This is a genomic window from Frigoribacterium sp. PvP054 (assembly GCF_040547465.1).
Lineage (GTDB): Bacteria > Actinomycetota > Actinomycetes > Actinomycetales > Microbacteriaceae > Frigoribacterium.
This window is the reverse complement of the sequence record NZ_JBEPPU010000003.1, coordinates 241,081-267,221: the sequence shown is the minus strand read 5'-3', so window position 1 is coordinate 267,221 and position 26,141 is coordinate 241,081. Positions and strand designations below refer to the sequence as shown.

Here is a 26,141-nt window from a genome sequence, read left to right as displayed (position 1 = left end):
GGCGCGGGCCGGGTCAGGCGCGCGGGTCACCGAACGCGGTGGGGCCGTCGTCGAACGAGGCCATGTCGATGGTACCGGGACCGGCCGAGCCACCGGCCTGGCCGAGGGCGGCGTCCATGGCCGATCGCATCAGCGGGGCGAGCAGGCGACCGGGCTCGGGCAGTCCCAGCTCGGTCAGCAGTCCGACCGACTGCTGGACGATCGCGGCCGAGAACTCGGTGGCGGTCGCGATCGCCTCGGCGTAGCGCTCCCGGTCGGCCTCGGCGACGACGACGGGCTCGGCGCCCATCTCGACGACGAGCGCCTGCCCGATCGGCTGCACGGGGGTCGGGGCGGTGACGGCGCACCAGGCGTCGCGCAACCGCACGAGGTCGATGGTCGTGCCGGTGAAGGCGAGGGCCGGGTGGATCGCGAGCGGGATCGCCCCCGCGGCGAGCGCGGGCCGCAGCACCTCGAGCCCGTGACGGGGCGAGGTGTGCACGACGAGCTGGCCCGGCTGCCAGGTGCCCGTCGCGGCCAGGCCCTGCACGAGGTCGGCGAGCTGGTCGTCGGGCACCGCGAGCAGCACGAGCTCGGACCGCTCGACGATCTCGGGGACGGTCAGCACGGGCACGCCCGGCAGGATCGCCTCGGCCCGGTCGCGGCTGCGCTCGGACACGGCCGAGATGCCGACGATCGCGTGCCCGGCGGCGGCGAGCGCGGCACCGAGCACCGGGCCGACCCGACCGGCTCCGACGATGCCGACGCCCAGGCGGCCGCTGCGTCGGTCGCCCCGCGGGGCCGAGCGGGGGTCGCTGTCGCGCAGGTCGTCGCGCCGGGGGTCGTCGCGCCGGGGGTCGGTCACGGGGTCTCCTCGCTCCAGCGGTGGGTGCGGTCGGCGCGGGCGGCGACGACCGCCTCGCGGCTGGCGGTGGTGAAGAAGCCGAGGGCGTCGTCCTGGTCGAGCGCGCCGATCTCGGCCACGATCGGCCCCTGGACGGTGTGCAGGTGCACGGTCGCCAGCCGCAGCCGACGACGCAGCGGGCCCTGCACGAGCCCGACGCTCTGCACGCGCGGCAGCGGCACGATGACGAGCTGCCGCCAGATCGCGCCCTTGCGCAGCAGCAGGGCGCCCGGTGCCGACCGGAACCCGTTGCGACGCCACGAGAACCAGCGCAGCACGGCGGCCCGTCGCGGCGAGACCGTGAAGCCGCCGTCGGTGCCGCTCGAGCGGAGGCCCCCCTCGACCAGCGAGAGGGTGTGCTCCGTCGTCGCCTCGACGGCGTCGCGGACGGCAGGAGGCGCGGCCGCGTCCGTCGCGGAGTCGTGCGGCGTCGAGGCGTGCACGGCGGCGCCCGGCACCGGGGCGTGCGCGGCTGCGTCCGGCACCGGGGTCGGGGCCGTCTCGGAGGCGACCGTCTCGGGGGCGACCGCCGGCGCGGTCGAGCCGGCCCGCGCCTCCTCGGCGGCGACGCCCACGGCGGCCACGCCGACCAGCTCGGGCAGGACGAGCTCGAGGACGCGGCGGACGTCCTCTTCGTCGCCGACCGGCAGGATCGTCGTGTTCTCCTGCCCGGCGGCGCCCTTGGTGCTCGAGCGCGAGGCCCGGTTGATCTTGACGTCCCACCAGCCGAACGGGCGCCAGAGCAGCGGCTGGCTGACCTTGACCGAGTGGATGCGTCCGGGCGGCAGCGTCTCGTTGGAGGTCGAGAACAGCCCGTAGCCGATGCGGACGCCGTCGCGCGTGCCCGCGATCGTGTACCGCAGCGACTTCGTGATGCGGTTGACGTAGAACCCGCCCGAGCCGAGCACCGCCGGCAGCAGCACGAAGAGCAGGAACCACTCGCCCGTCGTGATGACGCTGATGGCGATCGCGACCACGACGGCCACGAGGAACAGCGTGTAGCCGCTCAGGACGGTCGAGCCGATCAGGCGCCCCGGGGACAGCTCGACGACCGACTGCGGCGGCGCCTCGTCGGGGTCGAGCTCGGGCGCGAGGAACTCGTTCGCGCGCTGCTCGACGAGACCGCCGAAGCCCGGGCGGTGCGGGGCCCGCGCGTCGGGTCGGCCCGGGGTCGGGGGGCCGTCGAGGGCGGACGCGGCCGTCGTGCCGGCCGTGCCGTCCGCGGTGGCGCCCTCAGCCGCGACCGGCGCGTGCTGCTGCTGCGCGCCTCCCGCCCTCCGCAGGATCTCGCGGCGCAGGTCGTCGGCCGAGGCCGAACGGAGGTAGGCGAGGTTCACGTTGGCGTCCTGCCCGGCCTGGTTCACCTCGAGCTTGGCGGCGCCGAAGACCCGGGCGAGCAGCGGGCGCTGGATGTTGATGCCCTGGATGCGGTCGAGCCGCGCCCGGCGGTTCGTGCGGAACACGATGCCGCTGCGCACCTCGACGACGTCGTCGCCGACCCGGAAGGTGTTCATGGTCCACGACAGCCAGGCCCCGCCGACGAAGACGGCGATCACGGCGAACGCGGCGAGCAGCAGCCAGCCCAGCCAGCCCTGCTCGACGACGTAGCCGAACGGGTCGCCCTCGTCGCCGCGCCGGCCGCCCGGCACGAACAGCTCGACGACGTACTCGCGCGCGTTGTTGAACAGGATCACCAGCACGGCGACCAGCGCGATGCCGCCCTTGAGCAGCGGGGTCGCCGGGTGCAGGCGGTGCCACTCGCCGTCGGTCAGGGCGGCGACCTCGGGAGGCGCGGGTCGGGCCCCGCCCCCGTCCGCCTCGGTGCGGGAGTCGCTCACAGGCCGGCCCGACGCGACTCGGCCAGCTCGACGAGGCGGTCGCGCAGCCGCTCGGCGTCGTCGGCGGGCACGCCGGGGATGGTCACGGCCGACGCCGCGGCCGCGGTGACGAACTTCAGGTCGCTGAGGCCGAGCGCCCGGACGACGGGCCCGCGGTTGATGTCGATCAGTTGCATGCGGCCGTAGGGCACGGCCACGACCCGCAGGAAGAGGATGCCCTTGCGCAGCAGCAGGTCGTCCTCGCGCAGCTGGTAGCCGATCGCCCGCACGCGGCGGGGCGTGAGGGCGGCGACGACGATCGTGACCACCACGACGACCGCGGTGATCGCGTAGGTCCACCACTGGCCGAGCAACCACAGCGGGGCCGTCGCGGCGGCCACGATCAGACCGGTGACGAGGTAGCCGATCAGCTCGGGCCAGACGTACTTCGGCGAGACGCGGGTCCACTGGGCGTCGGGGATGTCGAGTCGGTCCATGTCGGCGTCTCTTCCGGTCGGCGTCGCGGTGGTGCGGCGGCTGTGTCGTTCGGCGGCCCTGTCGTTCGGCGGCCCTGTCGTTCGGCGGCCCTGTCGTTCGGCGGCCCTGTCGTTCGGCTGCTCTGTCGTGCGGGTGGCCGTCGTGCGGGTGGAGCCGCGCCCGATCAGACCGCCTGGGTGCCCGAGCCCGAGCCGCGCTCGTCGTCGGCGGGCGGGACGGTGCACATGCGCTCGGCGACGATGCCGGCCGCGAGCAGCCCCGCGCCGCCGACGACGGCCACGATCGTAGGCACCAGGGAGCCTACAGCGAGCCCCACGCCCCGCGACAGGACGAACAGCAGCACTCCCCCGGCGAAGCCGCCGAACAGCGCGCCGGCCAGGCTGCTCGCCTTGGCCAGCAGCAGCACGCGCGTGGCGTAGTAGGGGTCGACGCGCTCCTTGCTCGAGCCCTGGGCGACCCGGCGCACCGGGACGGCCATCGAGACCACCACCGCGCCGATGCCGAGCAGCACGAGGCCGGTGGCCGCGGGCAGGACGATCGACGGCTGCCGCATGGCCACGAGCACCGAGTCGAGGACGAACCCGGCCGCCACGGCCACGATGACCAGGCCGACCAGGGTCGAGGGGCGGGTGTGCTTCACGGGGCTCCTGGGCTGGTGGCGGGTGTCGGGCCGAGGCTGGCGTCGGGGTCGGCGGGGTCGGCGGGGTCGGCGGGGTCGGGGTCGAGCAGGGAGGTCGCCCCCGGCACGGGACGGCTGTGCTCGGTGAGGCGGGTCGCGAGGTCGGCGACGCGTCCTGCGCCGGCGAGCCGCGCCTCCGGGTCCAGCTGCAACCAGGGCTCGAGCACGAACGCGCGCTCGGCGGCGCGGGGGTGCGGCACCGTGAGGCGCTCGGTCGCGACGGTCGCGTCGTCGAGGGCCACGACGTCGAGGTCGAGCGTCCGGTCGCCCCAGCGCACGTCGCGGGTGCGACCGTGCGCCGCCTCGATCGCCTGCAGGGCGTCGAGCAGGGCGTCGTCGCCGAGCGTGACGTCGGCCAGCAGCACGGCGTTGAGGTAGGTGGGCTTGGTCGGGTCCCGGCCGTCGAGCGTGACGGCCGTCGACGACACCGGGGCCGAGGCCGCGACGACCGTCACGCCCGGGGTCGCGTCGACGGCCCGCACGGCCTGCCGCAGCAGGGTGTCGCGGTCGCCGAGGTTCGAGCCGAGGGCGATGACCGCCCGCCGGACGCGCGGCGCGGTCGACTCCTGCCCGATCTGGACCTGGTCGGTGCCGACCTGCTCGGGCACGCCTCGACCGGACGGGCGCGGGCCGGTCACGCGCGCTCCCGGCTGATCGTGATCGACACGTCGCCGAACGGCACGGTGATCGGGGCACCCGGCTTGTGCACGGTGACCTCGGCCGCGACGGCCGCCCGGTGGGCCAGCACGACGGCGGCGAGCCGCTCGGCGAGGGTCTCGATCAGGTCGACGGGGTCGCGCTCGACGGCGGCGACGAGTTCTTCGGCCAAGACCCCGTAGTGGACGGTCTCGCCGAGGTCGTCGCCGGAGGCCGCGGAGGTCGTGTCGAGGTGCACGACGACGTCGACGACGAACTCCTGCCCGTCGCGGCGCTCGTGGTCGAAGACGCCGTGGTGCCCCGTGGCCCGCACGCCCTCGAGGCGCAGGACGTCGAGGCCGCGGGCGCGGAGGGCCATGGGGCCCCCCGTCGCACCGGGGCCGCCGTCGCGCTCGGCCGAGGCGTCGGGCAGGCCGTCCGGGCCGGTCGCGATGCCGGTCACGCGTGCCTCGCCGGTCGGCGGGGTGCGGCGGCACCCTCGGTCCAGGCCTGCAGCACGTCGAGGGCGGCCCGGGTGCCGGCGACGTCGTGGACGCGCACGCCCCAGACGTCGGCCTGGGCGGCGAGCACGCTGACGACGGCGGTCGCGGGGTCTCGGTCGGTCGCCGGCGCCCCCTCGGGGACGAGGTCGGCCAGGAAGCGCTTGCGCGACGCGGCCACCAGCACGGGCAGCCCGAGCCGACCGAGCACGTCGAGGTGCGCGAGGAGCTGCCAGTTCTGCGCGCCGACCTTCGAGAACCCGAGGCCCGGGTCGAGCACGATCGACGTGGGGTCGACGCCCTGGGCGACGAGGTCGTCCACGCGGGCGGCGAGTTCGTCGACGACGGTGCCGACGACGTCGCCGTCGTAGTCGCGCGACGCGGCGGCGGACCCGTGACCCGAGTCGTCGAGGCGCCCACGCCAGTGCATGGCCACGAAGGTGCGACCGCTCGCGGCGACCACCCGTGCCATGTCGACGTCGGCGAGTCCGCCCGACACGTCGTTGACGATCTCGGCACCGGCCTCGATCGCGGCGACCGCGGTCGACGCGTTCATCGTGTCGATGCTGACGCGCACGCCCTCGGACGCGAGCTGGCGGACGACCGGCAGCACCCGTCGCAACTCGTCCGCCGGCTCGACGCGGGCGGCACCGGGGCGGGTCGACTCGCCGCCGACGTCGACGACGTCGGCGCCCTGGGCGAGGAGCGTCCGCGCGTGGGTCAGGGCGGCGTCGACGTCGAGGTGACGGCCGCCGTCGCTGAACGAGTCGGGCGTCACGTTGAGCACGCCCAGGACGAGGGGGCCCGGCCGGCGTCGGACCACGCGGTCGCGCGGGCGCCGGAGCACGGACGCAGGAGGCGCGGCGTGCGACCCGGGGCCGCTCGCGTCCCGGTCGCGCACCACCGGTGCCGCGTGCGAGGCTTCGCGCTGCCGATCGGGTCGCACCCGGGCCTCGACCGCGGGGACGACCTCGTCGAACGACCGCTCGAGCAGCGGCCCCTCGAACCGGCCGCCGGCCACCAGTCGACGACCCGATCGGGCCTCGGGCCCGGGAGCGGCCGCGGCGGGCGGGTCCGTCGCCACGGGCGGGTCGGCCGCCACGGGCGGGTCGGCCGCCACGGGCGGGTCGGTCACGGGCGGGGTCGGGTCGGCCGCGGCCGGACGTGACGAGCCCGCCCCGGGCGTCCCGGCCGGCTGACCGGATGCGGGCGTCGTCGCGGGCGTGTGAGTCACGGGCGGCAACTGGGCCGGCGGGCGGACGGCCGCGGTCTCGCCCAGGGCGAGGACGAGTCGCCCCTGGGTGACGAGACCCTCGGCCGTCTCGTCGGCGGCGGCACGAGTCGACGAGGGCGGTGCGTCGACCACCACGTCGGCGGGGTAGCGCTCGCGACCCCGGGGCCGCCTCAGCGGTGCGTCGGGCGGTGCGGCGGGGGTGCCGCCGGACTGGTCGGTCACGTGCGGTACCTCCGTTCGGTGCTCGGGACGAGCCCCCAGGCTAGCGACCGGCTGCGCCGTGGCGCAGCCGGTCGGGCCGATCGTGCGTCAGGCCGTGGCGATGCCGGGCGTCGTGCGGGGCGGACGCGTGCGGGCCGGCTTGGTGGTCGGCTCGGAGTCGACGCCCCCGTCGACGGCCTCGGCGTCGACGGGCGACTTCGTCGGCATGGGGATCGCCGGGCGGTCCGACACGGGACGCTTGTCGCTCGACAGCCACTGCGGGCGTTCGGGCAGCTTCTTGACGTCCTTGAAGATCTCGGCCAGTTCGTCGTGGTCGAGCGTCTCTTTCTCGAGCAGCTCACGGGCGAGGAAGTCGAGCACGTCGCGGTTGTCGTTGATGACCTCCCACGCCTCGTCGTGCGCCTGCTCGAGCAGCACGCGCACCTCGGCGTCGACGGTCTCGGCGATGTTCTCGGAGTAGTCGCGCGAGCTGCCGTCGCGGCCCATCATCATCTCGCCCGAGGCCTGCCCGAGCTTGACCGAACCGACCTTGTTGCTCATGCCGTACTCGGTGACCATCTTGCGGGCCGTCGCCGTGGCCTTCTCGATGTCGTTCGAGGCACCCGTGGTCGGGTCGTGGAAGACGAGCTCTTCGGCGACCCGGCCGCCCATGGCGTAGGTCAGCTGGTCGAGCAGCTCGTTGCGGGTGACCGAGTACTTGTCCTCGAGGGGCAGCACCATCGTGTAGCCGAGGGCACGGCCGCGGGGCAGGATCGTGATCTTGGTCACCGGGTCGGTGTGGCGCATCGCCGCCGCCGCCAGGGCGTGGCCGCCCTCGTGGTACGCCGTGATGAGCTTCTCGTGGTCGTTCATGATGCGGCTGCGGCGCTGGGGGCCGGCCATGACGCGGTCGACCGCCTCGTCGAGGGCGCGGTTGTCGATGAGCTGGGCGTTCGACCGGGCGGTCAGCAGGGCGGCCTCGTTGAGGACGTTGGCCAGGTCGGCGCCGGTGAACCCGGGCGTCTTGCGGGCCAGCACCTCGAGGTTCACCGAGGCGGCGAGGGGCTTGCCCTTGCCGTGCACCTCGAGGATCTGCTTGCGGCCGTCGAGGCCGGGGGCATCGACGCCGATCTGACGGTCGAAGCGTCCGGGACGCAGCAACGCCGGGTCGAGCACGTCGGGGCGGTTGGTCGCCGCGATCAGGATGACGTTGGTCTTGACGTCGAAGCCGTCCATCTCGACCAGCAACTGGTTGAGGGTCTGCTCGCGCTCGTCGTTGCCGCCGCCGATGCCGGCACCGCGGTGGCGGCCGACGGCGTCGATCTCGTCGACGAAGATGATGGCCGGGCTGTTCTGCTTGGCCTGCTCGAACAGGTCACGGACGCGGCTGGCGCCGACGCCGACGAACATCTCGACGAAGTCCGACCCCGAGATCGAGAAGAAGGGCACCCCGGCCTCGCCGGCGACGGCGCGGGCGAGCAGGGTCTTGCCGGTGCCGGGAGGGCCGTAGAGCAGCACGCCCTTGGGGATGCGGGCCCCGACGGCCTGGAACTTGGCGGGCTCCTTCAAGAACTCCTTGATCTCTTCGAGCTCTTCGATGGCCTCGTCGGCGCCCGCGACGTCGGTGAACATGACCTGCGGCGTCTCCTTCGACGCGAGCTTGGCCTTCGACTTGCCGAACTGCATGACCTTGCTGCCGCCGCCCTGCATGGACGAGAGCAAGAACCAGAAGATGACGCCAATGATCAGGAAGGGCAGCAGGATGCCGAGCAGCGACATGAACCAGCTGGTCTGCGTGACGGTGTCGTCGAAGTTCTCGAGGTTCGCGTCGTTGATCGCGTCGACGACCTCGGAGCCACGCGGCGTCGCGTAGTAGAACTGCTCGGCCTTGTCTCCGTCCTTCAGGACGAGGTCGACGCGCTGCTCGTTGCTGAAGATCGTCGCCGACTTGACCTGGTCGCCCTGGATCGCCTCGAGGCCCTTCTGGGTCGAGATCTGGGTCGTGCCGGCACCGCTGATCAGGCTCCACCCGATGCCGATGCCGATGACCGCGATCACGATGTAGATGATCGGACCGCGGAAGAGTTTCTTGAAGTCCATGTCAGTACGGGCGACGCCCGACACCTTTCTGCAGGAAGAACGTGAGCAAAAGGGTACATCGGAGCTGCTATGCACCGGATGGGTGTTCGCCGAGGGCTTGATCCGCCCCGCAGGGGGTCGCCCGCTAGCTGTAGACGTGGGGCGCGAGCACCCCGACGCCGCGCAGGTTGCGGTACTTCTCGTCGTAGTCGAGGCCGTAGCCGATGACGAAGTCGTTGGGGATCTCGAAGCCGACGTACCGGACGTCGACGGCGACCTTGGCGGCGGCCGGCTTGCGGAAGAGCGCGAAGATCTCGACCGAGGCCGCGCCGCGCTTCTGCAGGTTCTCGAGCAGCCACGACAGGGTCAGGCCCGAGTCGATGATGTCCTCGACGATGATGACGTCGCGGCCGTGCAGGTCGCTGTCGAGGTCTTTGAGGATGCGCACGACGCCCGACGACTTGGTGCCCGAGCCGTACGACGAGACGGCCATCCAGTCCATGGACGCCGCCAGCTTGAGCTCGCGCGAGAAGTCGGCCATGACCATGACGGCCCCCTTGAGCACGCCCACCAGCAGCGGCTCGCGACCCGCGTAGTCGGCCTCGACCTGCCGCGCGACCTCGGCGATCTTGGCGTGGATCTGCTCTTCGGTGTAGAGCACGCTGGTCAGGTCGGCCTCGATGTCGCTGAGTTCCATGGTGGTGTCGTGCTCCTGGTGTCGTGGGGTGCCGAGGGGGATCTCAGGAGGCGCCGGTCGCCGAGAAGTGCAGCGCGCCTCCGGTGCGTACAACTGTAATGCCCGGCAGCGACACGGCCCCCTGGCCGTGCCAGTCGGTGACGAGCCGGGCGACCTCGAGGGTCTGGGCCCGCGAGAGCGAGACGCCGAACTCGCCCTGCACCGCGAGCCGGATGAGCCGCTGGCGGAGGGCCGCCGGGTTCGCGGCGAGCCCCCGGACGTCGAGCGAGATGCCGGCCTCGGCGTGGTCGGCCAGCTCTTCGGCCAGTTCGTCGGCGAAGTGGTCGAGGGCCGCGGAGTCCTCACGGAGCGCGTCGGCCGTCCGGGCGAGCGCCTCGGTGATGCCCGGCCCGAGCTCGCGCTCGAGCATCGGCAGGACGGTCCGCCGCAGCCGCACCCGGGTGAAGGTCGGGTCGTCGTTGTGCGGATCGAGCCAGGCCTCGAGCCCGGCGTCGGAGCACGCCGCCGCCGTGGTCGAGCGACCGACGGCCAGCAGGGGGCGGGCGTAGAGGCCCGAGCGCGCCTCCATGCCGCTCAGGCTCGTCGCGCCGCTGCCGCGGGTGAGGCCGAGCAGCACCGTCTCGGCCTGGTCGTCACGGGTGTGGCCGAGCAGCACGGTGCGGGCGCCGTGCTCGGCGGCGGTCGAGGCCAGGGCGGCGTACCGGGCCGTGCGGGCGGCGGCCTCGGGGCCGCCCTCGGTGCCGACCGACACCCGCACGACGACGACGGGGTCGAGCCCGAGGCCCCGGGCCTGCTCTGCCGCACGGGCCGCGACCGTGCGCGAGTCGCCCTGCAGGTCGTGGTCGACGACCACCGCCCCGGCGCGGAGCCCGGCGCGGGGCGCCTCGAACGCGACGCCCGCCGCCAGCGCCAGCGAGTCCGGGCCGCCGCTGAGCGCCACGAGCACGAGATCGCCCTCGTCGTGACCGGACAAGGAGGCGCGCGTGGCACGTCGGACGTCGGCCGTCGCGGGGGTCAGGCGGGGTCTGTCGGGCATCTTGTAACGTTAGCGACACCGCCGACCCGTCGGGTCGGACCCCCAACGACGCATCGCAAGGAGCACACCCATGGCCGCGTACGACGCCGTGATCGAGATCCCCAAAGGCAGCCGCAACAAGTACGAGGTCGACCACGAGACCGGTCGCGTCTACCTCGACCGCGTCCTGTTCACCGGGTTCGTCTACCCGACCGACTACGGCTTCTTCGAGAACACGCTGGGCCTCGACGGCGACCCCGTCGACGTGCTCGTGCTGCTCGACCACCCGCTGTTCCCGGGCGTGGGCGTCAAGGTGCGCCCGGTCGGCGTCTTCAACATGACCGACGACGGCGGCAGCGACGCCAAGGTCATCGCCGTCCCCGCCAAGGACCCGCGCTGGGAGCACATCCAGGACGTCACCGACGTGCCCGAGCACCTCCGCAAGGAGATCGAGCACTTCTTCGAGCACTACAAGGACCTCGAACCCGGCAAGTGGGTCAAGACCGAGGGCTGGGGCGACGCCGCCGAGGCCGAGGCCATCGTCGAGGCGGGCGTCAAGAAGCTCGCCGACGAGGGGCACTGACCCTCGCACCCGCGCCGCGAAGGGCCCGACACCACGTGGTGTCGGGCCCTTCGTCGTGCGGGCGACCGGGCTCGGGCGGCCGGGTCCGGCGTCGCGGCCCGGGCGTCGCGGCCCGGGCGTCGTGACTAGAGCTTGATGCCCCGGTCGGCCATGAACGGCTGCGGGTTCTGCGCGACGCCGCCGACGCGGGTCTCGAAGTGCAGGTGGCAGCCGGTCGAGTTGCCGGTCGACCCGACGTGGCCGATCTGCTGACCGGTGCCGACGGCCTGGCCGACGCTCACCATGATGCCGCCGTTCGGCTGGTGGCCGTACCCGGTGGTGATGCCGTTGCCGTGGTCGATCAGCACGAAGTTGCCGTAGCCGCCGTACCAGCCGGCGTAGGTCACCACGCCTGCGGTGGCCGCGTAGATGGGGGTGTTGCAGCCCGCGGCGAGGTCGGTGCCGGCGTGCAGGATGTAGGCGTGCGTCACGGGGTTGACGCGCATGCCGAAGCCGCTCGAGATGTTGCCGCCGGCGGGGCGCGTCCAGCCCTGGGGCGAGACGACGCCGAGGGCCGTGCCGTTGGTCGCCGCCGCGGCGGCCGCGGCGGCCGCGCGCGACTCCTCGACGCCCTTCTGGTACTCGGCCTCGGTGTGGTCGACGTTCGTCTTGAGGGTCTCGAGCTGGGCCTGCAGCCGCGCCTGGTTCTCCTGCTGCGCGGCGAGGGCGTCGCTCGCGGCCTGGGCGGCGTCGTTGGCGTCGGCCAGGGCCTGCTGGGCCTCGTCGGCGAGCACGGCGAGGGCCGCCTCGGCCACGGCCGCCTGGTCCGACAGGCCCTGCGCCGTGTTGCGGTCCTGGGTGGCCTGGGCGTAGATGCCGTCGGCCTGCTCGGTGAGCTTGCTCATCGCGCCGAGCTTGTAGAGCAGCTGCCCCGCCTCGCCCGGGTCGGCGATCAGGCTGCCGCTGACGCCGTTCGTGCCGCCCGAACGACCGAGCTGGGCGGCCAGCTGGCCGGCACGCTCCTCGCTGGCGGCGGCCACCGTGTCGGCGGCGTCGGCCTGCGACTGCAGCTGTGCGGTCTTGTACTGGGCGTCGTCGTACGCGGACTGGGCCTTCTGCAGCTCGTCACCGCGCTTCTCGGCCTCGGCGTTCTTGGCGTCGAGGTCGGACTGCATCTGCGTGAGGATGCCCTCGAGGTTGGTGATCTCGGCCTGCTTCGCGGCCTCGTCGCCCCGGGCCTTCTGGACGTCCTCCCACGACGGGTAGCTCGCGGCGACGGCCGACGACGCGGGCAGTCCGACGACTCCGGCGGTGAGCAGCAGCGACGCGGCGGCGATCGAGACGACCACCCGGGCCAGTCGCGAGGACGGCGCGAGCGGGCCCGACGTGAGGCTCGCCAGGCGGACTCGGCCGGGTCGGCGGGTGGTGGTCATCGAATGGGTCCGATTCGTCGTGACGGCGTCGAGTCCGTCGAGCCGGGGTCGCCGTGTGGTCACACGCTAACCCGGGCGGGCGGTCCCGTACAGCACCGGTGGGTCGGCGTGCACGGGCGGGCCGACCCGGAGGGTGGGCCCGAACTCTCGAGAACAGCTTGAAACTAGTCGCCGGGCAGACCGTCGCCGGGCAATCGCCACGGAGTGGCGGGCGAGTCGTGTCACCAGAACGGGGGACGAGGAGGCGCGGTCACCGACCCGGTGTCGCCCCGTTTTGCTTTTGGCCCCGATCATCCGTATGCTCTGTGATCGGTTGCTATGACGTCCTCGGACACGGCCCCATCGTTTAGTGGCCTAGGACACCGCCCTTTCACGGCGGCAGCACGGGTTCGAATCCCGTTGGGGTCACCAGCTCCGAGCACCGTGTCACCAGCACCACCTGCACCAACCACAAGAGAACATCGAGTACGCTGTCTCACAGCAACAAGTTTGGCCCTGTAGCGCAGTTGGTTAGCGCGCCGCCCTGTCACGGCGGAGGTCGCCGGTTCAAGTCCGGTCAGGGTCGCCAAGGCGAGTTCATCGCCTGGGGGCTAAGCCCTCACGGCTGGGTAGCTCAGTTGGTAGAGCGTTCGACTGAAAATCGAAAGGTCCACGGATCGATGCCGTGTCCAGCCACAGAAGGCCCCGCTCAGGCGGGGCCTGACTCGTTTAACGGGCTCGGCTCGTTCAACGGGCTCGGCTCGTCCGGCGGGCTCGGCTCGTCCGGCGGGGCAGCCGTCCTGGTCCACCGCGGGGCGGTCGCGTGAGCATCGGTCACGACCCGGCGGTCGTCCCTCCGCGCAGCCGCTGGCTCGACCCGCTCGTGGCCGGCCTGGCCGCGCTGCTGCTCGGCGCGGCGGCCAGCTGGGTGCCCTCGTACTGGAGCGACGAGGCGACGACGCTCCAGGTCGCCCGGCTCCCCCTCGGTCAGCTGTTGGCCTTCGTCGACCAGCGCGACGCCGTCCACACCGTCTACTACCTGTTCATGCACTTCTGGGTGGGTGCCTTCGGCGAGGCCGAGCTGGTCACGAGGTTGCCCTCGGCCGTCTTCGCCGGGGCCGGCGCGGCCGGGGTGCTCGTCCTGACGCGGATGCTGACGACCCGTCGCACGGCCCTGATCGCCGCGGCGGTCTTCGCGGTGCTGCCACGCTTCACGCTCGAGGCCGCCGAGGCCAGGCCCTACGCCCTCTCGGCCGCGCTGGCCGTCTGGGTGACCGTCCTGCTGCTCGTCGCGTCGCGACGCCACAGACGACGCTGGTGGATCGGCTACGGCGCCGTCCTCGCCGGGTCGATCGCCACCTTCGTGCCGCTCGGCCTGATCATCGCCGTCCACGGGGTGTTCCTGCTGCTGGCGCCGGCACAGCGCCGGCGTCGCGGAGCCCGCCACCGCCTCCTCGGCTGGTCGGTCTCGACCGGGGCCGCGTTGTTCGCGACCGCCCCGGTCATCGGGACGGTCCTCGCCGAGCGCTCGCGCCTCCTCGGGGTGGCGGACCCGTCGACCGGGGCCGACATCACGTGGTTCACGGTGCTCGTCGAACCCTGGTTCGTCACGGGGCTCGCGTTCGCCGTGCTCTCGGGGGTGCTGCTGATCCTGCTCGGGACGCGACTGCGCGACCGGTCGCGGACGCCCGGCAGCGTCGTCCTGCTCGGCGCGCTCTGGGTGGCCCTGCCCACCGGCGTGCTGCTCGCCCTGGGGCTGGCCCTCTCGCCCGTGTTCACCTCGCGGCTCGTGACGTTCTCGGCACCGGGCATGTGCCTGCTGCTGGCCGTCGCCGTCACGGGGTTCCGCCGCCGGTGGATTAGCATCGCCCTCGTCGCCCTGCTGGTCGTGGCCTCCGCGCCGACGTACGTGCTGCAGCGCCTGCCGACCGGCAAGGGCGGGGGCAGCGACCTGTCACAGCTGTCGAGCTACATCGAGAGCCAGGCCCGGCCGGGTGACGCGTTCCTGCTGGACGCGAGCGGCACGGTCTCGACCCGACCCCGCCAGGCGGTCTACGCCTACCCCGGCCGGTTCGCGGACCTCGACGACGTCGCCTTCGTCCGCTCGGGGCTGCCCTCGGGGTCGTACTCGGACGTCACCCTGCGCCTCGACGACGAGGACGACGCGGCCGAACTCGCCGACCGCCTGTCGTCGGTGGACCGGCTGTGGATCGCGCGCCTGTCGGTCGACGTGCTCAGCGAGGCCGACCTGCGGCAGCTCCGCGACCAGGGCTACGAGATCCGGCAGGAGCACCGCACGGGGCGCAGCGTCGTCTACCTGTTCGTCCGCCCGTCGGCCTGACGTCCTGCCGAGCGCGGCGCGGCGACGCCGGGGGCCGACCCGGTCGTCCGACCCGGTCGCCCTGCCCGGCCGGGTCGCTCAGCCGGTCGCCCGGCCTGGTCGCCCGGCCCGGCCGGGTCGCTCAGCCGGTCGTCAGCGCCGCAGCTCGAGCGTGCAGCACTTGACGCCACCGCCGCCGAGCAGCAGCTCGGAGAGGTCGACGCCGATCGGGTTGTAGCCGCGCTCGCGCAACTGGCGCTCGAAGCCCTTCGCGCGGGCGGCGATCACGACGTTGAGGCCGTCCGAGTACGAGTTGAGGCCCAGGATGGCGGCGTCCTCCTCGCTGACCAGGATGGCGTCGGGGAACCGCGTGCGCAGGATCGCGAGCGAGGCGTCGTCGAAGGCGCTCTCGAGGTAGGCGATGGTGTGTCGACCGTCGACGGGCTCGGGGTCGAGCACGGCGATGGCGGTGTCGAGGTGGTAGAAGCTCGGGTTCACGAGGGTGAGGCTGACGACCTCGCGACCGTAGACGCGGCCGATCTCGTCGTGCGAGCTGGAGTCGCTGCGGAACCCGGTGCCGGCGAGGATCACGTCGCCGACGAGCAGGAAGTCCCCCTCGCCCTCGTTGGTCTCGGCGGGCTCGGCCACCTCGAACCCGGCCGACGCGAACCACCGCATGTAGGCGGGGCCCTCGGCCTGACGCTCGGGGAAGGTGAAGCGTGCCCCGTAGGCGATGCCGTCGAGCACGAAGCCGCCGTTGGCCGAGTAGACCATGTCGGGCAGGCCCGGTTCGGGTTCGATGAGCTCGACGTCGAAGCCCAGTCCGACGTAGGTGTCGTAGAGCGTCTGCCACTGCGCCAGGGCCGTCGCCGTGTCGGTAGGCTTGGCGGGGTCCATCCACGGGTTGATCTTGTAGCTGACGGTGAAGTGCTCGGGTCGGCACATCAAGACCGTTCGGTGGCTCGCCACGCGGGCGGCGTCCCGTCGGGCGGTCGCGTCGGGCAGGTCGGTGGGTTCGATCGTCAGGCTCACCGGATCAGTGTCACATCGCCGGCGCGCACGGTGCCGGGCTCCGACGCACTTTTCTTGCGTATTTCTGAGCTTTCGTGCAGTTTTCTGGCGTATCGTCCTCATGTGGACAACCTCGACTACGGCATCATCGACCTCCTGCGCCAGAACGCCCGTGCCGGGTACGGCGACATCGGCGCCTCGGTCGGCCTGAGCGCCTCGGCCGTGAAGCGTCGCGTCGACCGCCTCGTGGCCGACGGGGTCATCAAGGGCTTCACCGTCCAGGTCGACCCGGCCGTCGACGGGCTCGGCACCGAGGCCTACGTCGAGCTCTTCTGCCGGGGCACGGTCTCGCCCCAAGAACTGCAGCGCATCCTCGGCACGGTGCCCGAGGTCGTCGACGCCGGCACGGTCACCGGCAGCGCCGACGCGATCGTCCACATGCGCAGCCGCGACATCCCCTCGCTCGAAGAGGCCCTCGAACGCGTCCGCAACGCCCCCAACGTCGACCACACCCGCAGTGCGATCGTCCTGTCGAAGCTGATCAGCCGCCGCTCGGCCTGACGGCGGCGGCTGCCCTCGGCTGTCACCGGTTTCCGGCGGCCCCAAGGGCTGCCGCCGGACGCCGACGGCCGACGGCGTCCACGACCGCGCACCGACCGTCGTCGGAGGTCACGGCTCAGAGGCGGAGGTCGGCCAGTGCGGGCTCGAGGCGGCCGTAGCGGTGCGCCGTGATCGAGACGGACTGCTCGCGGACGAACGTCAGCAACTCGATCCGGCCCTCTTCGGTCACCTCGCCCGACACGACCGTCACGTCGGGGCTGCCCTGCACCGCCCGCGCCAGGGCCGCCGGGTCACCGCCGACCAGGCGGATGCGCAACCCGCGGTAGGCCCGCACCGCCTCGGGCGACGGGACGGGCGTCGAGTCGTCGACCCGCGCCTCCTCGGGGGACGCGGGCTCACCGCCGGCGGCCTCGGCCAGCAGGTCGAGGACGTCGGGGCCGGCCGCATCGGTCGCGTCGCCCTGCAGGGCTCCCGCCGCGGCCCGGGCGACGAACGCCGCGTCGCTCTCGACCACGACGTCGCGCACCCGGACCGGGGACGAGGAGGCGCGCCACAGGTGCACGAGCCCGGCCGGCAACGGCACCGCCGAACTGATCGTCAGGGTCGCCCCCGCGCGTGCCCCGGCGGCCACGAGCCGGATCAGCCCGGCCGGGTCGGCGCCGGCCGAGAGACGAACGGTGACCGGGTGCGGGCGGTACCGGAGGACGTTGCGCTCGACGACGAGACCCGACACGTCACGGGCCAGGCCGAACTCGGCCTGCCAGGCGCGCTGGTCGCTCTCGACGGCCGTGCGGAGCGAGTCGAACTGCTCGAACGACAGGGTCGGGCGGGCGGCGTCGACCAGCCGGGTCACGCCCTCGGAGACGTCGTGCAGCCGGAGCGAGGGACGGGGCTCGTGCGGTAGGTGGTGCCACGAGCCCTGACCGACCAGGGCGTGCGGGCCGACCGGTTTGAGACCGCGACCCAGGGCGCGTCGGCCCCACCCGCCGGTCGGGCGGCGACGCACCCGGGCCCCGGTGGTCGACCGGCCGACGACCAGGTCGCCGGCGCGCACGGTGTGCAGCCACTCGTCGACCTCGCCGACGTCGAGGGTGTGCAGCCCCGCCACGTCGCCCCCGCCCTCGGCGTTCTGCAGGGCGACGGCCTCGGCCAGCGTCTCGACCGCGACGAGACCCACGACGGGGACGCCGTGCGGCACCGACGCGAAGGCACCCCGGGGGTCGACCCCGTCGCGCACCCCCGGCGAGCACAGGGCCCCGACCTCGTCGAGCGGCCGGGGCTCGATCAGCCACGACTCGCCCACGCCGAGCACGGTCAGCGCGTCGAGGTCGGTGCCCGTGGGCGTGGCTCCGAGCGGGCCCACCGTGGTCGTGACGACGTCGGCCGGGCCGACGACGACCGCCTCGAACGCCTCGCGCAGCAGGCGCCGGAACGTCGGGCCGTGACCGACCGAACCGACGGCGATGACCAGGTCGAGCGCCCCCTGCCCACGACCGGCGTGGTCGACGACGCTCGTGACCACGTCGGCGGCGGCCCGCTCGAGGTCGGCGGCGGGGGTGACGACCAGGGACGTGACCCCCGTCGTCCGCACGGCCAGGTCGAGTTCGGGGCGCACCTCACGGAGCGCGACGAGGGCGTCGACCGTCGAGTGCCCCACGACCCGGTCGACGGACGGGTGAGCGAGCAGCGCGTGGTCGTCGTCGCCGTCGTCGGCCTCGGCGAGGGCCAGCAACGAGTCGGGCACGCCGACGGCCCAGAGCGCCTCGGCGACCACGGCGACCGTCCGCCGGCGGGCGCGCGGCAGTCGCACGACCACCGCGCTGCCCGCCCCGAAGGCGGCGAGCGTCGCCTCGACGGTGCTGGCCACGGGGGTGACGAGGTCGGGCAGGACGACCGTCAGGCGCGGCGGACGGTGCTCGGCGGTGACGATCGACGCGAGGTCGCGCGTCAGGCCGGCGAGCCGGTGTGCGGCGTCGACGGCGGCACCGACCTCGTGGTCGGCCTCGGACAGGGTCGCGCCCGACTCGCTGATCGACACCTCGATCAGCCGGGACCGTCGGAGCGCGAGCTCGCGGCCCGCGAGGTCGAGCAGTTCGGCCCGCGTGGCCGGCTCTTGCCGCCCCCAGGCCTCGCCCGCCCGGGAGGCGCGGGTCGTCAGGGCCTCGACGGCGTCGGCCTCGAGGGCGGGCGCCGCGTCGGCGGTCTCGACGCCGGCGGTGGACCGGCGGGCACGCCCGAGGACGCCCCGTGCCCACCGCCGGTTGCCGTCGAGCGAGGGGTCGGTGTCGGCCTCGGCCACGAAGTCGAGGACGTGGTCGGCGCCCTCGTCGAGCGGGCCGGAGCGGTCACGGCGACGACGGGGCGCGGTCGGCAGCTCGTCGACCACCCCGAGGGCCCGCTCGTGCCGTCGGGCCTCTCGCGCGAAGGCCGCCTCGTGGTCGACGTCGAGGGTGCTCGAGAGGAATCCGCCGGGGTCGGCGAGCGCGTCGAGCCTGCCGACGAGGTGTCGCACGGCGGAGTCGAACCGGTCGGGGTCGATCACCGGCACCTGCAGCACGAGTCCGGGAAGCTCGGACCGCAGCACCTCGGCCAGGCCGGGTGTCAGCCCGGACCACAGCTCGACGTCGAGCTGGTGCTCGGTGCCGTGTCGCCGGGCGACCGTGACCGCGTGGGCCACGTCGAAGACGTCGTGCCCGGCGAGGCCGACGCGCACGACGGCCGCGTTCTCGGGTCGGAGGGCGAAGTCGAGCAGTCGGAGGTGGCTCGCGTCGGTCTCGTGCTTGGCGTCGAACGTGACGACGGGCCAGTCGTTCAGGCGGGCGTCGACGATCTCGTCGAGCCGTGATCCGCCCTTGACGAGTCGCACCGTGATCGGGGCCCCGCCACGCTCGACCCGCGCCCTGGCCCAGTCGGTCAGCAGACGCAACGAGTCCATCGCCTCGGGGACGTACGACTGCACCACGATGCCCGCGGTGACGGCCTCGAGGTCGGGGCGGTCGAGGAGGCGCGTGAAGACGTCGATGGTCAGGTCGACGTCGGCGTGGCGGTCGACGCCGAGCGTGAGGAGCGTGCCCGAGGTCGCGGCGAGTTCGACGAGGGGGCCGAGCCTCGAGACCGCCAGGTCGCTCGTCTCGTCGAACGCCCAGGGCGACGTGGGGCCCACGAGCTCGCGCACGGTCGTCGTGACGCGCTCGACGTCGGGCCGGCCGACGAGGGCGGTGGTGGCGGCGAGGCGTCGGTCGGCCTCGGCCGGGCCCGACACCGTCGGCCCCCAAGCCGTGACGTCGAGCCGGATGCCGTCGCGTCGCAGCGCGTCCAGGGCCTGCCCGAGCTTCTCGGGCGCGGCGTCGACGAGCAGGTGGCCGACCATGTGGCGGAGCGTCCGGCGCGCGACCGGCATGATCGGCCGCGGCGCGAGCGGGCCGAACCCTCCGCCGAACGAGATCGCCGCCCGCAGGTGCCAGGGCAGCAGGGCGGGCGTGCTGCGGCTGAGCCCGTCGAGTGCGGCGGCGGCGACGCGGTCGTCCTCGGGACGGACCACGCGGTCGGCGAACCCCCGGGCGAAGTCGAGGCCCCGGGGGTCGCGCAGCACCTCGGTCAGCCGGGCGGCCGAGCCCTGCACCGGGACGGCGTGGGCCGCGTCCCACCACCGGCGGGCTGTCTCGATGGTCTGCTGCGTGACGGCGGCGGCGTGCACATCGGACATGGGTCGAGGATAAGCCGCGCCTCCGTCCCTACACTGGGCGAATGGCCGACGAACTCACCGACGAGGAGTGGGTCGTCTGGGACTCCTTCTACCTGATGAGACGACGCCTCGACCGCGCGCTCGAGCTGCGCCTGCAGAGCGACTCGGGGGTCTCGGCACCCGAGTACGAGATCCTCGTCGGGCTGGGTCGCAGCAGCGGTCGACGCTCTCGCGTCCGTGACATCGCCGAGCAGATCGGCTGGGAGAAGAGCCGGGTCAGCCACCAGGTGACCCGCATGGAGCGCCGGGGCCTCGTGCGACGGACCGAGTGCTCGTCGGACGCCCGCGGCACGTGGGTCGAGCTCACCCCCGACGGCCGCCGGGCCATGCTCGCGGCGACCCGTGGCCACACGGCCGCCATCAAGCGCTACTTCACCGACGTCCTGGCCGGCGACGACGACGTGGTGCGTGCGTTCTCGCACCGGGTGCTCGACGCGATCGGCGGCGACGCGTCCCCCGACGGGGTCGTGGGCCCGAGCGACACCGCCGACCCTGCCGGTCGCGCCCACACCGCGGTCTGACCGGCACCGACCGGCTCTGACCGGCTCCGACCCACGAGGTGTCGGCCGCGCGCCCCTCAGTGGAAGCGGTGGTCCTGGATGGTCATGCGCGGCCCGAAGCGCGGCTTCGAGAAGCCGCTGCCGGTGATGAGCCGCATGACCCGCTCGCGCTGACCGCGCCACGGCTCGAGCAGCTCGAGCATGCCGTCGTCGTCGACCGGGCGGCCGATCAACGCCCACCCCACGAGCGCGGGCAGGTGGTAGTCGCCGACGCTCGGGCTGTCGGGGTCGCCGTGGGCGCGTTGCGTCGTCTCGGCCGCCGTCCACACGCCGACCCCGGGGATCGACCGGAGGCGGCGGGAGACCTCGTCGCCCCCGCGACCGAGGGCGAGGGTGCGCTCGAGGGCCGGGGCGACCGCGCAGACCCGCATGACGGTGGCGGACCGCTGGGGGCCCACCCCCGCTCGGTGCCACTCCCAACTGGGCACGCGCCTCCAGCCCTCGGCGTCGGGGGGCGCCACGAGCCCCTCGGGCACCGGGCCTGGGGCCGGTTCGCCGTGACGACGGACGAGGTGGCGCCACGCGCGCCAGGCCTCGACGCTGGTGACCTTCTGTTCGAGGACGGCGGGGACGAGCATCTGCAGCACCTGGTTCGTCCGGGTGAGGCGGAGGCCGGGCGAGCGGTGTCGCGCCGCCGACAGGAACGCGTTGCCCGAGACGTCGAGGTCGGACCAGTCGTCGCCCCGCCCGAGCATCTCGGGGGCGTGCCGGACGGCCCACGCGGCACCCGGCCCCCACGCGCTGATCGCCACGGACGAGGAGGCGCGGCTCGCCGACACGACGAGGCTCGCGACCCCCTCGGGCGTCCGCAACGCCCGCCACACGCGGTCGCCGTCGACGCGGAACGTCGGGTCGCCGCTGCCCCGGCCCAGCGGCCGGAGCGCGGCACGGACGTCGACGGGAGCCTCGGGCCGGTAGACGTCGTCGACGCGCCGCGCCGGACGGGCGTCGGTGACGGGGGCGGAGACGGGCGAGGGCACGCCGTGATGCTAACCCGGGCGGCCGACACCCGGGGCCCGGTCGTCGGCGTCACGCCGCCGGGGGTGCCAGCGAGCCGAGCAGCGCGCGGACGGCCCCGCCGCGGGTGCCGTCGGAGCGGGCCAGCCCCGTGCGGACCCTCGTCTCGAAGGCCTGCCACGCCCCCACGGGCAGCTCGAGGCCCAGGCTGACGATCGCATGGCCGAGCCGCGGCTCGACGTCGTCGAGCGTCCGCGCCGAGGCACCCGACGCCGGCACCGCCGACAGGAGGCGCAGGACGGTCGACGCGGGACGCAGCGTGACCGAGGTCAGCGGTCGGCCCTCGGCGCGGCGGGCCAGCGGTCGCACCCTCGCCAGCACGCGGTCGACCTCGTCGGGGTCGGGGCCGCCGTCCGCCGCCGACCGGTCGATCGACCAGGCCAGCACGTGGGCGTAGAGCGAGCGGGCGTCGTCGAGGTCGTCGGCGCAGGGCGCGGCCACCCGCGTGTACCGGTTCGCCGCGAGCAGGACCAGCCCGCCGTCGCCGAGGCGTTCGAGGGCGGCGCGGATGGGCGTCCGCGAGACGCCCATCCAGGCGATGAGCTCGTCGTCGACCAGGCGCTCGCCCGGGGCGAGCACCCCGTCGAGCACGGCTCGCGAGAGCACCGCGTGGACGCCGGCGCTCAAGGTGCGGCGGCCCGGCCCGATGACGGGGTGCGACGTCGGCACGGGCGCGACGGGGACGGGGCCAGCCAGGGCGGTCAGGCGGGTCGCGAGTCCGCCGAGCAGGGCGACGACGGCGGCTCCGGTGGCGTCGCCGGGGCCCGATGCGGGGTCGGACGTCCGCGGGGCGTGACGCGGCGCTGGGGCGTCGGACGACGGCGGGGCGTCGGACGACGGCGGGGCGTCGGACGTCGGCGGGCCCGCGAGGACCGCGCGCAGGTCGCCGACGGCCTCGACCACGGCGCGTCCCGCCTCGCCGTCGAGGGCGGGGAGGTGGTGCCGCAGGACGAGCCCCGTCGTCGCGAGCCGCCGCCGGAGCAGCGCGTTCGCCCCGGGGACGTCGGTCAGGCGGGACGCCACCTGCAGGGCGTCGCCCAGGACCGCGGCGGCTGCCGCACCGCCCCCTCGGCCCGCCGTCGGTCGTCGTGCTCGACCCGGGCCGTCGAGCAGCCCGCCGAGGCCGTCGGCCAGGACGGCCCGGGCGTCCGGACCCGAGGCGGCGAAGGCGTCGGTGACGGCCAGGCCCGCCAGGACGCACGCCGTCGCCGACTCGTCGGCGGCCACCTCGGCCCGCCGTGGCACCACCCGGGTCTCGCGGGTCGAGACGGTCTCGACGAGCCCCAGGCCGGTGAGCCTCGCGAGCGCCACGCGGATGGGGGTCCGCGAGACGCCCAGCCACCGCTCGAGCTCGGCGTCGCGGAGGCGCTCGCCCGGTGCGAGCGAACCGTCGAGGACGGCCGCCACGAGGTGGTCGAAGACGGCGTCCTTGTGCAGGCGGCGGGGGATGGCGCACTCGGCGGTGATGGGGACGGGCATCTCGGCCTCTCGTCGGCGTGTCACATGTCGCATGAAAGCATAGGGCATACATGCCTCATCGGACACCTTCCGGGACGCCTGCGCGCGGCGGTCCGTGACCACGGGCACGCCCCGGGCGTAGGGTCCGCGGCATGACTGAGACCAACGACAGCAGCAAGATCGGCGAGGTCCTCGACGCGGGCCGCATCGGCATCCTCACCACCCAGAGCAGCCACGGCCACCTCGTGAGCCGTCCGCTCGCCCTGGTGGACCGCGACTTCGACGGCAAGGTGTACTTCTTCACGCGCGACCCGTCGCCGAAGGTCGACGACGTCAAGGCGCACCCCCAGGTCAACGTCGCCGTCGAGACCGGCAAGGGCTACCTCTCGCTGGCGGGGACGGCGTCGATCGTCAAGGACGACGCCCTGATCGACGAGTTGTGGAACACCGGCGCCGAGGCCTGGTTCGACGGAGGTCGCCAGGACCCCACCGTCGCCCTGCTCGAGGTCGACGTCGACACGGCCGAGTACTGGGTCAGCAACGAGCCCAAGGCCGTCACCCTCTTCAAGTACGCCAAGGCCGCCGTGACCGGCGGGCACCCGGGGAACGTCGCCGACACCGGCACCGTCCAGCTCTGACCGAGGAGGCGCGCGCGGGTCGTCGAGGACGGCCCGCGCCCGCGCCCTCCCGCGCTCGCGTCCCGGCTGCTCGTCGTCCCGTGCCCTGCGCCCCGCGGCCGCGCCCGGCCCTCGCGTCGCCCGCCGGGCTCAGCCGCAGGTGACGGTCTGCCCCTCGTCGTTGACGTAGTCGCCCGGACCGAGCTGCGCGCACGCGGTCGCGAGCTGTGAGTAGTGGTCGAGAGCCGCCACCGCCCACACGACGCTCAGCACGATGACGACCGAGGCGACGGCGACGCCGACGAGGGCCAACGTGGCCGGGCGGCCGGCGGCCCGGGCCCGGCGCGCGGCCACGATGCCGAAGACCAGGCCGAGCGGTGCGAAGAAGACGCCGAAGACGACCGCGGCGACGGCCAGGCCACGCCCCTCGTCGTCGGATCGGGGCGGGGACGACGACCAGTCGTCGTCGGCGGGGAAGAAGTACGAGCCGAGACCGGCGTTCTCGGGGCGCGCCTCGGGCGCGACCCCGCCTGCCGGAGCGGGGTCGGTCGCCGGGGCCCACACCTGGCGGCCGTCGGCCCCCCAGGCGGGCTGACCCGTGGGCTGCGCGACGGGCTGGGCGGGGAACGGCTGCCGCGCGTCGGGCGGCTGCGGGGCGACGGGGGCGTCGAGCGGCCAGCCGTGGTCGGCCGCGGTCGCCTCGGGGTGCACCGGCCGGGGCGGGCCGAACGGGAACTCGCCGCGCTCGGGCTCGCCGGGCGTGGGCCGGGCGAAGCGTGCCCACGGCGACGGCGGGCGCCCCGACTGCTCGTTGCTCATGCAGGCGAGGGTAGTACGACCGCCTGCGCGCCCCGGCCGGGAGGCGACCGGCGTCGTGGACGGGTGCCGCGCCTCCCGGTGGTCCATGATGGGTCTCGACCTCGGCCCGTCGAACGGGCCCTTCGATGCGATGGAGCCCCTCGATGCGAATCGGAATCCTCACCAGCGGCGGCGACTGCCCCGGTCTCAACGCGGTCATCCGCGGAGCCGTGCTCAAGGGCACGCAGATCCACGGGCAGGAGTTCGTCGGGTTCCGCGACGGTTGGCGCGGCGTCGTCGACGGCGACGTCATGCCGCTCACCCGGAAGGAGATCCAGGGCATCGCCAAGCAGGGCGGCACCATCCTCGGGACGAGCCGCACCAACCCGTTCGAGGGCGACGGCGGCGTGGACCGCATCGCCGAGAACATGGAGCGCTTCGGCATCGACGCCATGGTCGCCATCGGTGGCGAGGGCACGCTGGCCGCCGCCAAGCGCCTGACCGACGCCGGCCTCAAGATCGTCGGCGTGCCCAAGACCGTCGACAACGACCTCGGCGCGACCGACTACACCTTCGGCTTCGACACCGCGGTGCAGATCGCGACCGACGCGATGGACCGCCTCAGGACGACCGGCGACTCGCACAGCCGGTGCATGGTCGCCGAGGTCATGGGGCGGCACGTGGGCTGGATCGCCCTGCACTCGGGGATGGCCGCCGGTGCGCACGCGATCCTCATCCCCGAGCAGGCGACGAGCATGGACCAGATCGTCGAGTGGGTGCAGTCGGCCTACGACCGCGGGCGTGCGCCGCTCGTCGTCGTGGCCGAGGGCTTCGTGCCCGACCACGAGAGCGACGTCCACTCGGAGCGCGGCCTGGACGCCTTCGGGCGCCCGCGCCTCGGCGGCATCGGCGAGCGCCTCGCCCCCGTCATCGAGGAGCGCACGGGCATCGAGACCCGCGCCACGACGCTCGGCCACATCCAGCGCGGCGGCACGCCCACGTCGTACGACCGCGTTCTCGCGACGCGCCTCGGCATGGCCGCGAGCGACTCGGTCGTCGAGGGGCGCTGGGGCCGCATGGTGGCCCTGCGCGGCACCGAGATCGTGCACGTGTCGTTCGAGGAGGCGCTCGACAGCCTCAAGGTCGTGCCCCAGCACCGCTACGACGAGGCCGCGATCCTCTTCGGGTGAGCCGGCTGCGGGCGGGCGGGCCCGGAGCCGGCTCCCGCCCGCCGACGACTCGTCCCCAGGCGGCCGACGACCGCTGGTCGTCCCGGGTCCGTCGCGCAGCCGATGTGCGCCCAGCCGGACTCTGACAGTCTCGACGCATGATCACGTTCATCGTGGTGGGGGCGATCGGGCTCCTGCTCCTGCTCGTCAGCATCGTCGTGGGCGACCTGCTCGACGTGTTCGACGTCGGTGACGGGCTCGTGTCGGGCGTCGCCCTGGGCGCGGCCCTGGCCATCTTCGGGCTCGCAGGGGTCGTCACGTCGCAGACCGACCTCGCCCCGGGGTGGACGTACGCCGTCGCCGTCGGCACGGCCCTCGTGGCCCTCGTGCTGATCCAGCTCGTCGTCCGCCGGGTGACCCGTCGAGAGAGCGGCGGCCACTGGTCGCCGGTCGGGTTCGTCGGCGTCACGACCGAGGCCACCGGCCCCGGTGGCGGCGAGGTGCGCCTCGACGACGTCCGCGAGCTCGAGCGCCGACTGGCCACCAGCGCTGCGCGCATCGAGCGGGGCGTGCGGGTCCGCGTCGTGGCCGAGAACGGCCCGCGCGTGCAGGTCGAGGCCCTCGACGCCGGCGACGCCTCCCCGTCCCGTGATCCCCAGACCAACTGAAAGG

23 protein-coding genes and 3 tRNA genes are annotated in these 26,141 nt (G+C 74.0%); 10 read left to right on the top strand and 16 right to left on the bottom strand.

Annotation, left to right across the window (positions count from 1 at the left end; translation table 11 throughout):
• Positions 1-13 precede the first annotated feature (13 nt).
• From ABID81_RS06895 to tilS, 10 genes are all read right to left on the bottom strand, one after another.
• Complete coding sequence (locus ABID81_RS06895; RefSeq protein WP_354594099.1) at positions 14-805, bottom strand: Rossmann-like and DUF2520 domain-containing protein; 792 nt, start codon at positions 803-805, stop codon at positions 14-16.
• Between the two features lie 35 nt (positions 806-840).
• Positions 841-2,721 carry a PH domain-containing protein gene (locus ABID81_RS06890; protein WP_354594064.1) on the bottom strand — a complete coding sequence of 627 codons (1,881 nt, stop codon included), beginning with the start codon at positions 2,719-2,721 and terminating at the stop codon, positions 841-843.
• Positions 2,718-3,197, bottom strand: coding sequence for a PH domain-containing protein (locus ABID81_RS06885; protein ID WP_354594063.1), 480 nt, complete (start codon positions 3,195-3,197; stop codon positions 2,718-2,720). The genes ABID81_RS06890 and ABID81_RS06885 overlap by 4 nt, the downstream gene beginning before the upstream one ends.
• A gap of 164 nt (positions 3,198-3,361) precedes the next feature.
• On the bottom strand, positions 3,362-3,838 hold the full coding sequence (locus tag ABID81_RS06880; protein WP_354594062.1) for a DUF3180 domain-containing protein: 477 nt from the start codon (positions 3,836-3,838) through the stop codon (positions 3,362-3,364).
• Positions 3,835-4,485, bottom strand: coding sequence for a 2-amino-4-hydroxy-6-hydroxymethyldihydropteridine diphosphokinase (folK, locus tag ABID81_RS06875; RefSeq protein WP_354594061.1), 651 nt, complete (start codon positions 4,483-4,485; stop codon positions 3,835-3,837). Before folK ends, ABID81_RS06880 begins: the two co-directional genes overlap by 4 nt.
• A gap of 26 nt (positions 4,486-4,511) precedes the next feature.
• Positions 4,512-4,976, bottom strand: a complete 465-nt coding sequence (gene folB / locus ABID81_RS06870) for a dihydroneopterin aldolase (RefSeq protein WP_354594060.1) — start codon at positions 4,974-4,976, stop codon at positions 4,512-4,514.
• On the bottom strand, positions 4,973-6,469 hold the full coding sequence (folP, locus tag ABID81_RS06865) for a dihydropteroate synthase (RefSeq protein ID WP_354594059.1): 1,497 nt from the start codon (positions 6,467-6,469) through the stop codon (positions 4,973-4,975). Before folP ends, folB begins: the two co-directional genes overlap by 4 nt.
• A gap of 87 nt (positions 6,470-6,556) precedes the next feature.
• A complete protein-coding gene (gene ftsH, locus ABID81_RS06860) occupies positions 6,557-8,548 on the bottom strand; it encodes an ATP-dependent zinc metalloprotease FtsH (RefSeq protein ID WP_354594058.1) in 1,992 nt (663 codons plus the stop codon).
• Between the two features lie 124 nt (positions 8,549-8,672).
• Positions 8,673-9,224, bottom strand: a complete 552-nt coding sequence (gene hpt / locus ABID81_RS06855; RefSeq protein ID WP_056260114.1) for a hypoxanthine phosphoribosyltransferase — start codon at positions 9,222-9,224, stop codon at positions 8,673-8,675.
• A gap of 43 nt (positions 9,225-9,267) precedes the next feature.
• On the bottom strand, positions 9,268-10,260 hold the full coding sequence (tilS, locus tag ABID81_RS06850) for a tRNA lysidine(34) synthetase TilS (protein WP_354594057.1): 993 nt from the start codon (positions 10,258-10,260) through the stop codon (positions 9,268-9,270).
• 70 nt (positions 10,261-10,330) lie between these two features.
• On the opposite strand from tilS, the gene ppa reads away from it, so the two are divergent.
• Positions 10,331-10,822 carry an inorganic diphosphatase gene (ppa, locus tag ABID81_RS06845; RefSeq protein WP_354594056.1) on the top strand — a complete coding sequence of 164 codons (492 nt, stop codon included), beginning with the start codon at positions 10,331-10,333 and terminating at the stop codon, positions 10,820-10,822.
• 125 nt (positions 10,823-10,947) lie between these two features.
• Here the strand turns inward: ppa and ABID81_RS06840 are convergent, their stop codons facing one another.
• A complete protein-coding gene (locus tag ABID81_RS06840; protein WP_354594055.1) occupies positions 10,948-12,234 on the bottom strand; it encodes a peptidoglycan DD-metalloendopeptidase family protein in 1,287 nt (428 codons plus the stop codon).
• Between the two features lie 335 nt (positions 12,235-12,569).
• On the opposite strand from ABID81_RS06840, the gene ABID81_RS06835 reads away from it, so the two are divergent.
• The 4 genes from ABID81_RS06835 (at position 12,570) to ABID81_RS06820 (ending at position 14,554) form a co-directional block, all read left to right on the top strand.
• Positions 12,570-12,645, top strand: a tRNA-Glu gene (locus ABID81_RS06835).
• An 80-nt stretch (positions 12,646-12,725) separates the two neighbouring features.
• A tRNA-Asp gene (locus ABID81_RS06830) sits at positions 12,726-12,802 on the top strand.
• Positions 12,803-12,836: 34 nt separating this feature from the next.
• Positions 12,837-12,909: transfer RNA gene (locus tag ABID81_RS06825), tRNA-Phe, on the top strand.
• A gap of 127 nt (positions 12,910-13,036) precedes the next feature.
• Positions 13,037-14,554, top strand: coding sequence for a glycosyltransferase family 39 protein (locus ABID81_RS06820; RefSeq protein ID WP_354594054.1), 1,518 nt, complete (start codon positions 13,037-13,039; stop codon positions 14,552-14,554).
• 132 nt (positions 14,555-14,686) lie between these two features.
• Here the strand turns inward: ABID81_RS06820 and ddaH are convergent, their stop codons facing one another.
• Positions 14,687-15,565, bottom strand: coding sequence for a dimethylargininase (gene ddaH, locus ABID81_RS06815; protein WP_354594053.1), 879 nt, complete (start codon positions 15,563-15,565; stop codon positions 14,687-14,689).
• 102 nt (positions 15,566-15,667) lie between these two features.
• Between ddaH and ABID81_RS06810 the strand changes: the two genes are divergently transcribed.
• Positions 15,668-16,105, top strand: coding sequence for an Lrp/AsnC family transcriptional regulator (locus ABID81_RS06810; protein WP_043593232.1), 438 nt, complete (start codon positions 15,668-15,670; stop codon positions 16,103-16,105).
• 115 nt (positions 16,106-16,220) lie between these two features.
• On the opposite strand, the gene ABID81_RS06805 is transcribed toward ABID81_RS06810, so the two are convergent.
• Positions 16,221-19,811 (bottom strand): proline dehydrogenase family protein, encoded by a 3,591-nt coding sequence (locus ABID81_RS06805; protein WP_354594052.1) that lies wholly within the window; start codon positions 19,809-19,811, stop codon positions 16,221-16,223.
• 41 nt (positions 19,812-19,852) lie between these two features.
• Between ABID81_RS06805 and ABID81_RS06800 the strand changes: the two genes are divergently transcribed.
• Positions 19,853-20,371: a MarR family winged helix-turn-helix transcriptional regulator gene (locus ABID81_RS06800; protein ID WP_354594051.1), complete on the top strand. Its 519-nt coding sequence runs from the start codon at positions 19,853-19,855 to the stop codon at positions 20,369-20,371.
• A 56-nt stretch (positions 20,372-20,427) separates the two neighbouring features.
• On the opposite strand, the gene ABID81_RS06795 is transcribed toward ABID81_RS06800, so the two are convergent.
• The gene (locus tag ABID81_RS06795) at positions 20,428-21,390 is read right to left on the bottom strand and encodes a DNA-3-methyladenine glycosylase family protein (RefSeq protein WP_354594050.1); all 963 of its coding nucleotides are present in this window, start codon (positions 21,388-21,390) and stop codon (positions 20,428-20,430) included.
• A 49-nt stretch (positions 21,391-21,439) separates the two neighbouring features.
• Positions 21,440-22,906, bottom strand: a complete 1,467-nt coding sequence (locus ABID81_RS15715) for a GntR family transcriptional regulator (RefSeq protein WP_502915187.1) — start codon at positions 22,904-22,906, stop codon at positions 21,440-21,442.
• 131 nt (positions 22,907-23,037) lie between these two features.
• On the opposite strand from ABID81_RS15715, the gene ABID81_RS06780 reads away from it, so the two are divergent.
• Entirely contained in the window at positions 23,038-23,523 is a 486-nt protein-coding gene (locus ABID81_RS06780; protein ID WP_354594049.1) for a pyridoxamine 5'-phosphate oxidase family protein, read from the top strand.
• 129 nt (positions 23,524-23,652) lie between these two features.
• On the opposite strand, the gene ABID81_RS06775 is transcribed toward ABID81_RS06780, so the two are convergent.
• Complete coding sequence (locus tag ABID81_RS06775) at positions 23,653-24,321, bottom strand: hypothetical protein (protein ID WP_354594048.1); 669 nt, start codon at positions 24,319-24,321, stop codon at positions 23,653-23,655.
• Positions 24,322-24,464: 143 nt separating this feature from the next.
• Here ABID81_RS06775 and ABID81_RS06770 point away from each other — a divergent pair, with 143 nt between their 5' ends.
• A complete protein-coding gene (locus ABID81_RS06770; protein ID WP_354594047.1) occupies positions 24,465-25,490 on the top strand; it encodes a 6-phosphofructokinase in 1,026 nt (341 codons plus the stop codon).
• Positions 25,491-25,627: 137 nt separating this feature from the next.
• The gene (locus tag ABID81_RS06765) at positions 25,628-26,137 is read left to right on the top strand and encodes an NfeD family protein (protein WP_354594046.1); all 510 of its coding nucleotides are present in this window, start codon (positions 25,628-25,630) and stop codon (positions 26,135-26,137) included.
• The last annotated feature ends 4 nt before the right edge of the window (positions 26,138-26,141 follow it).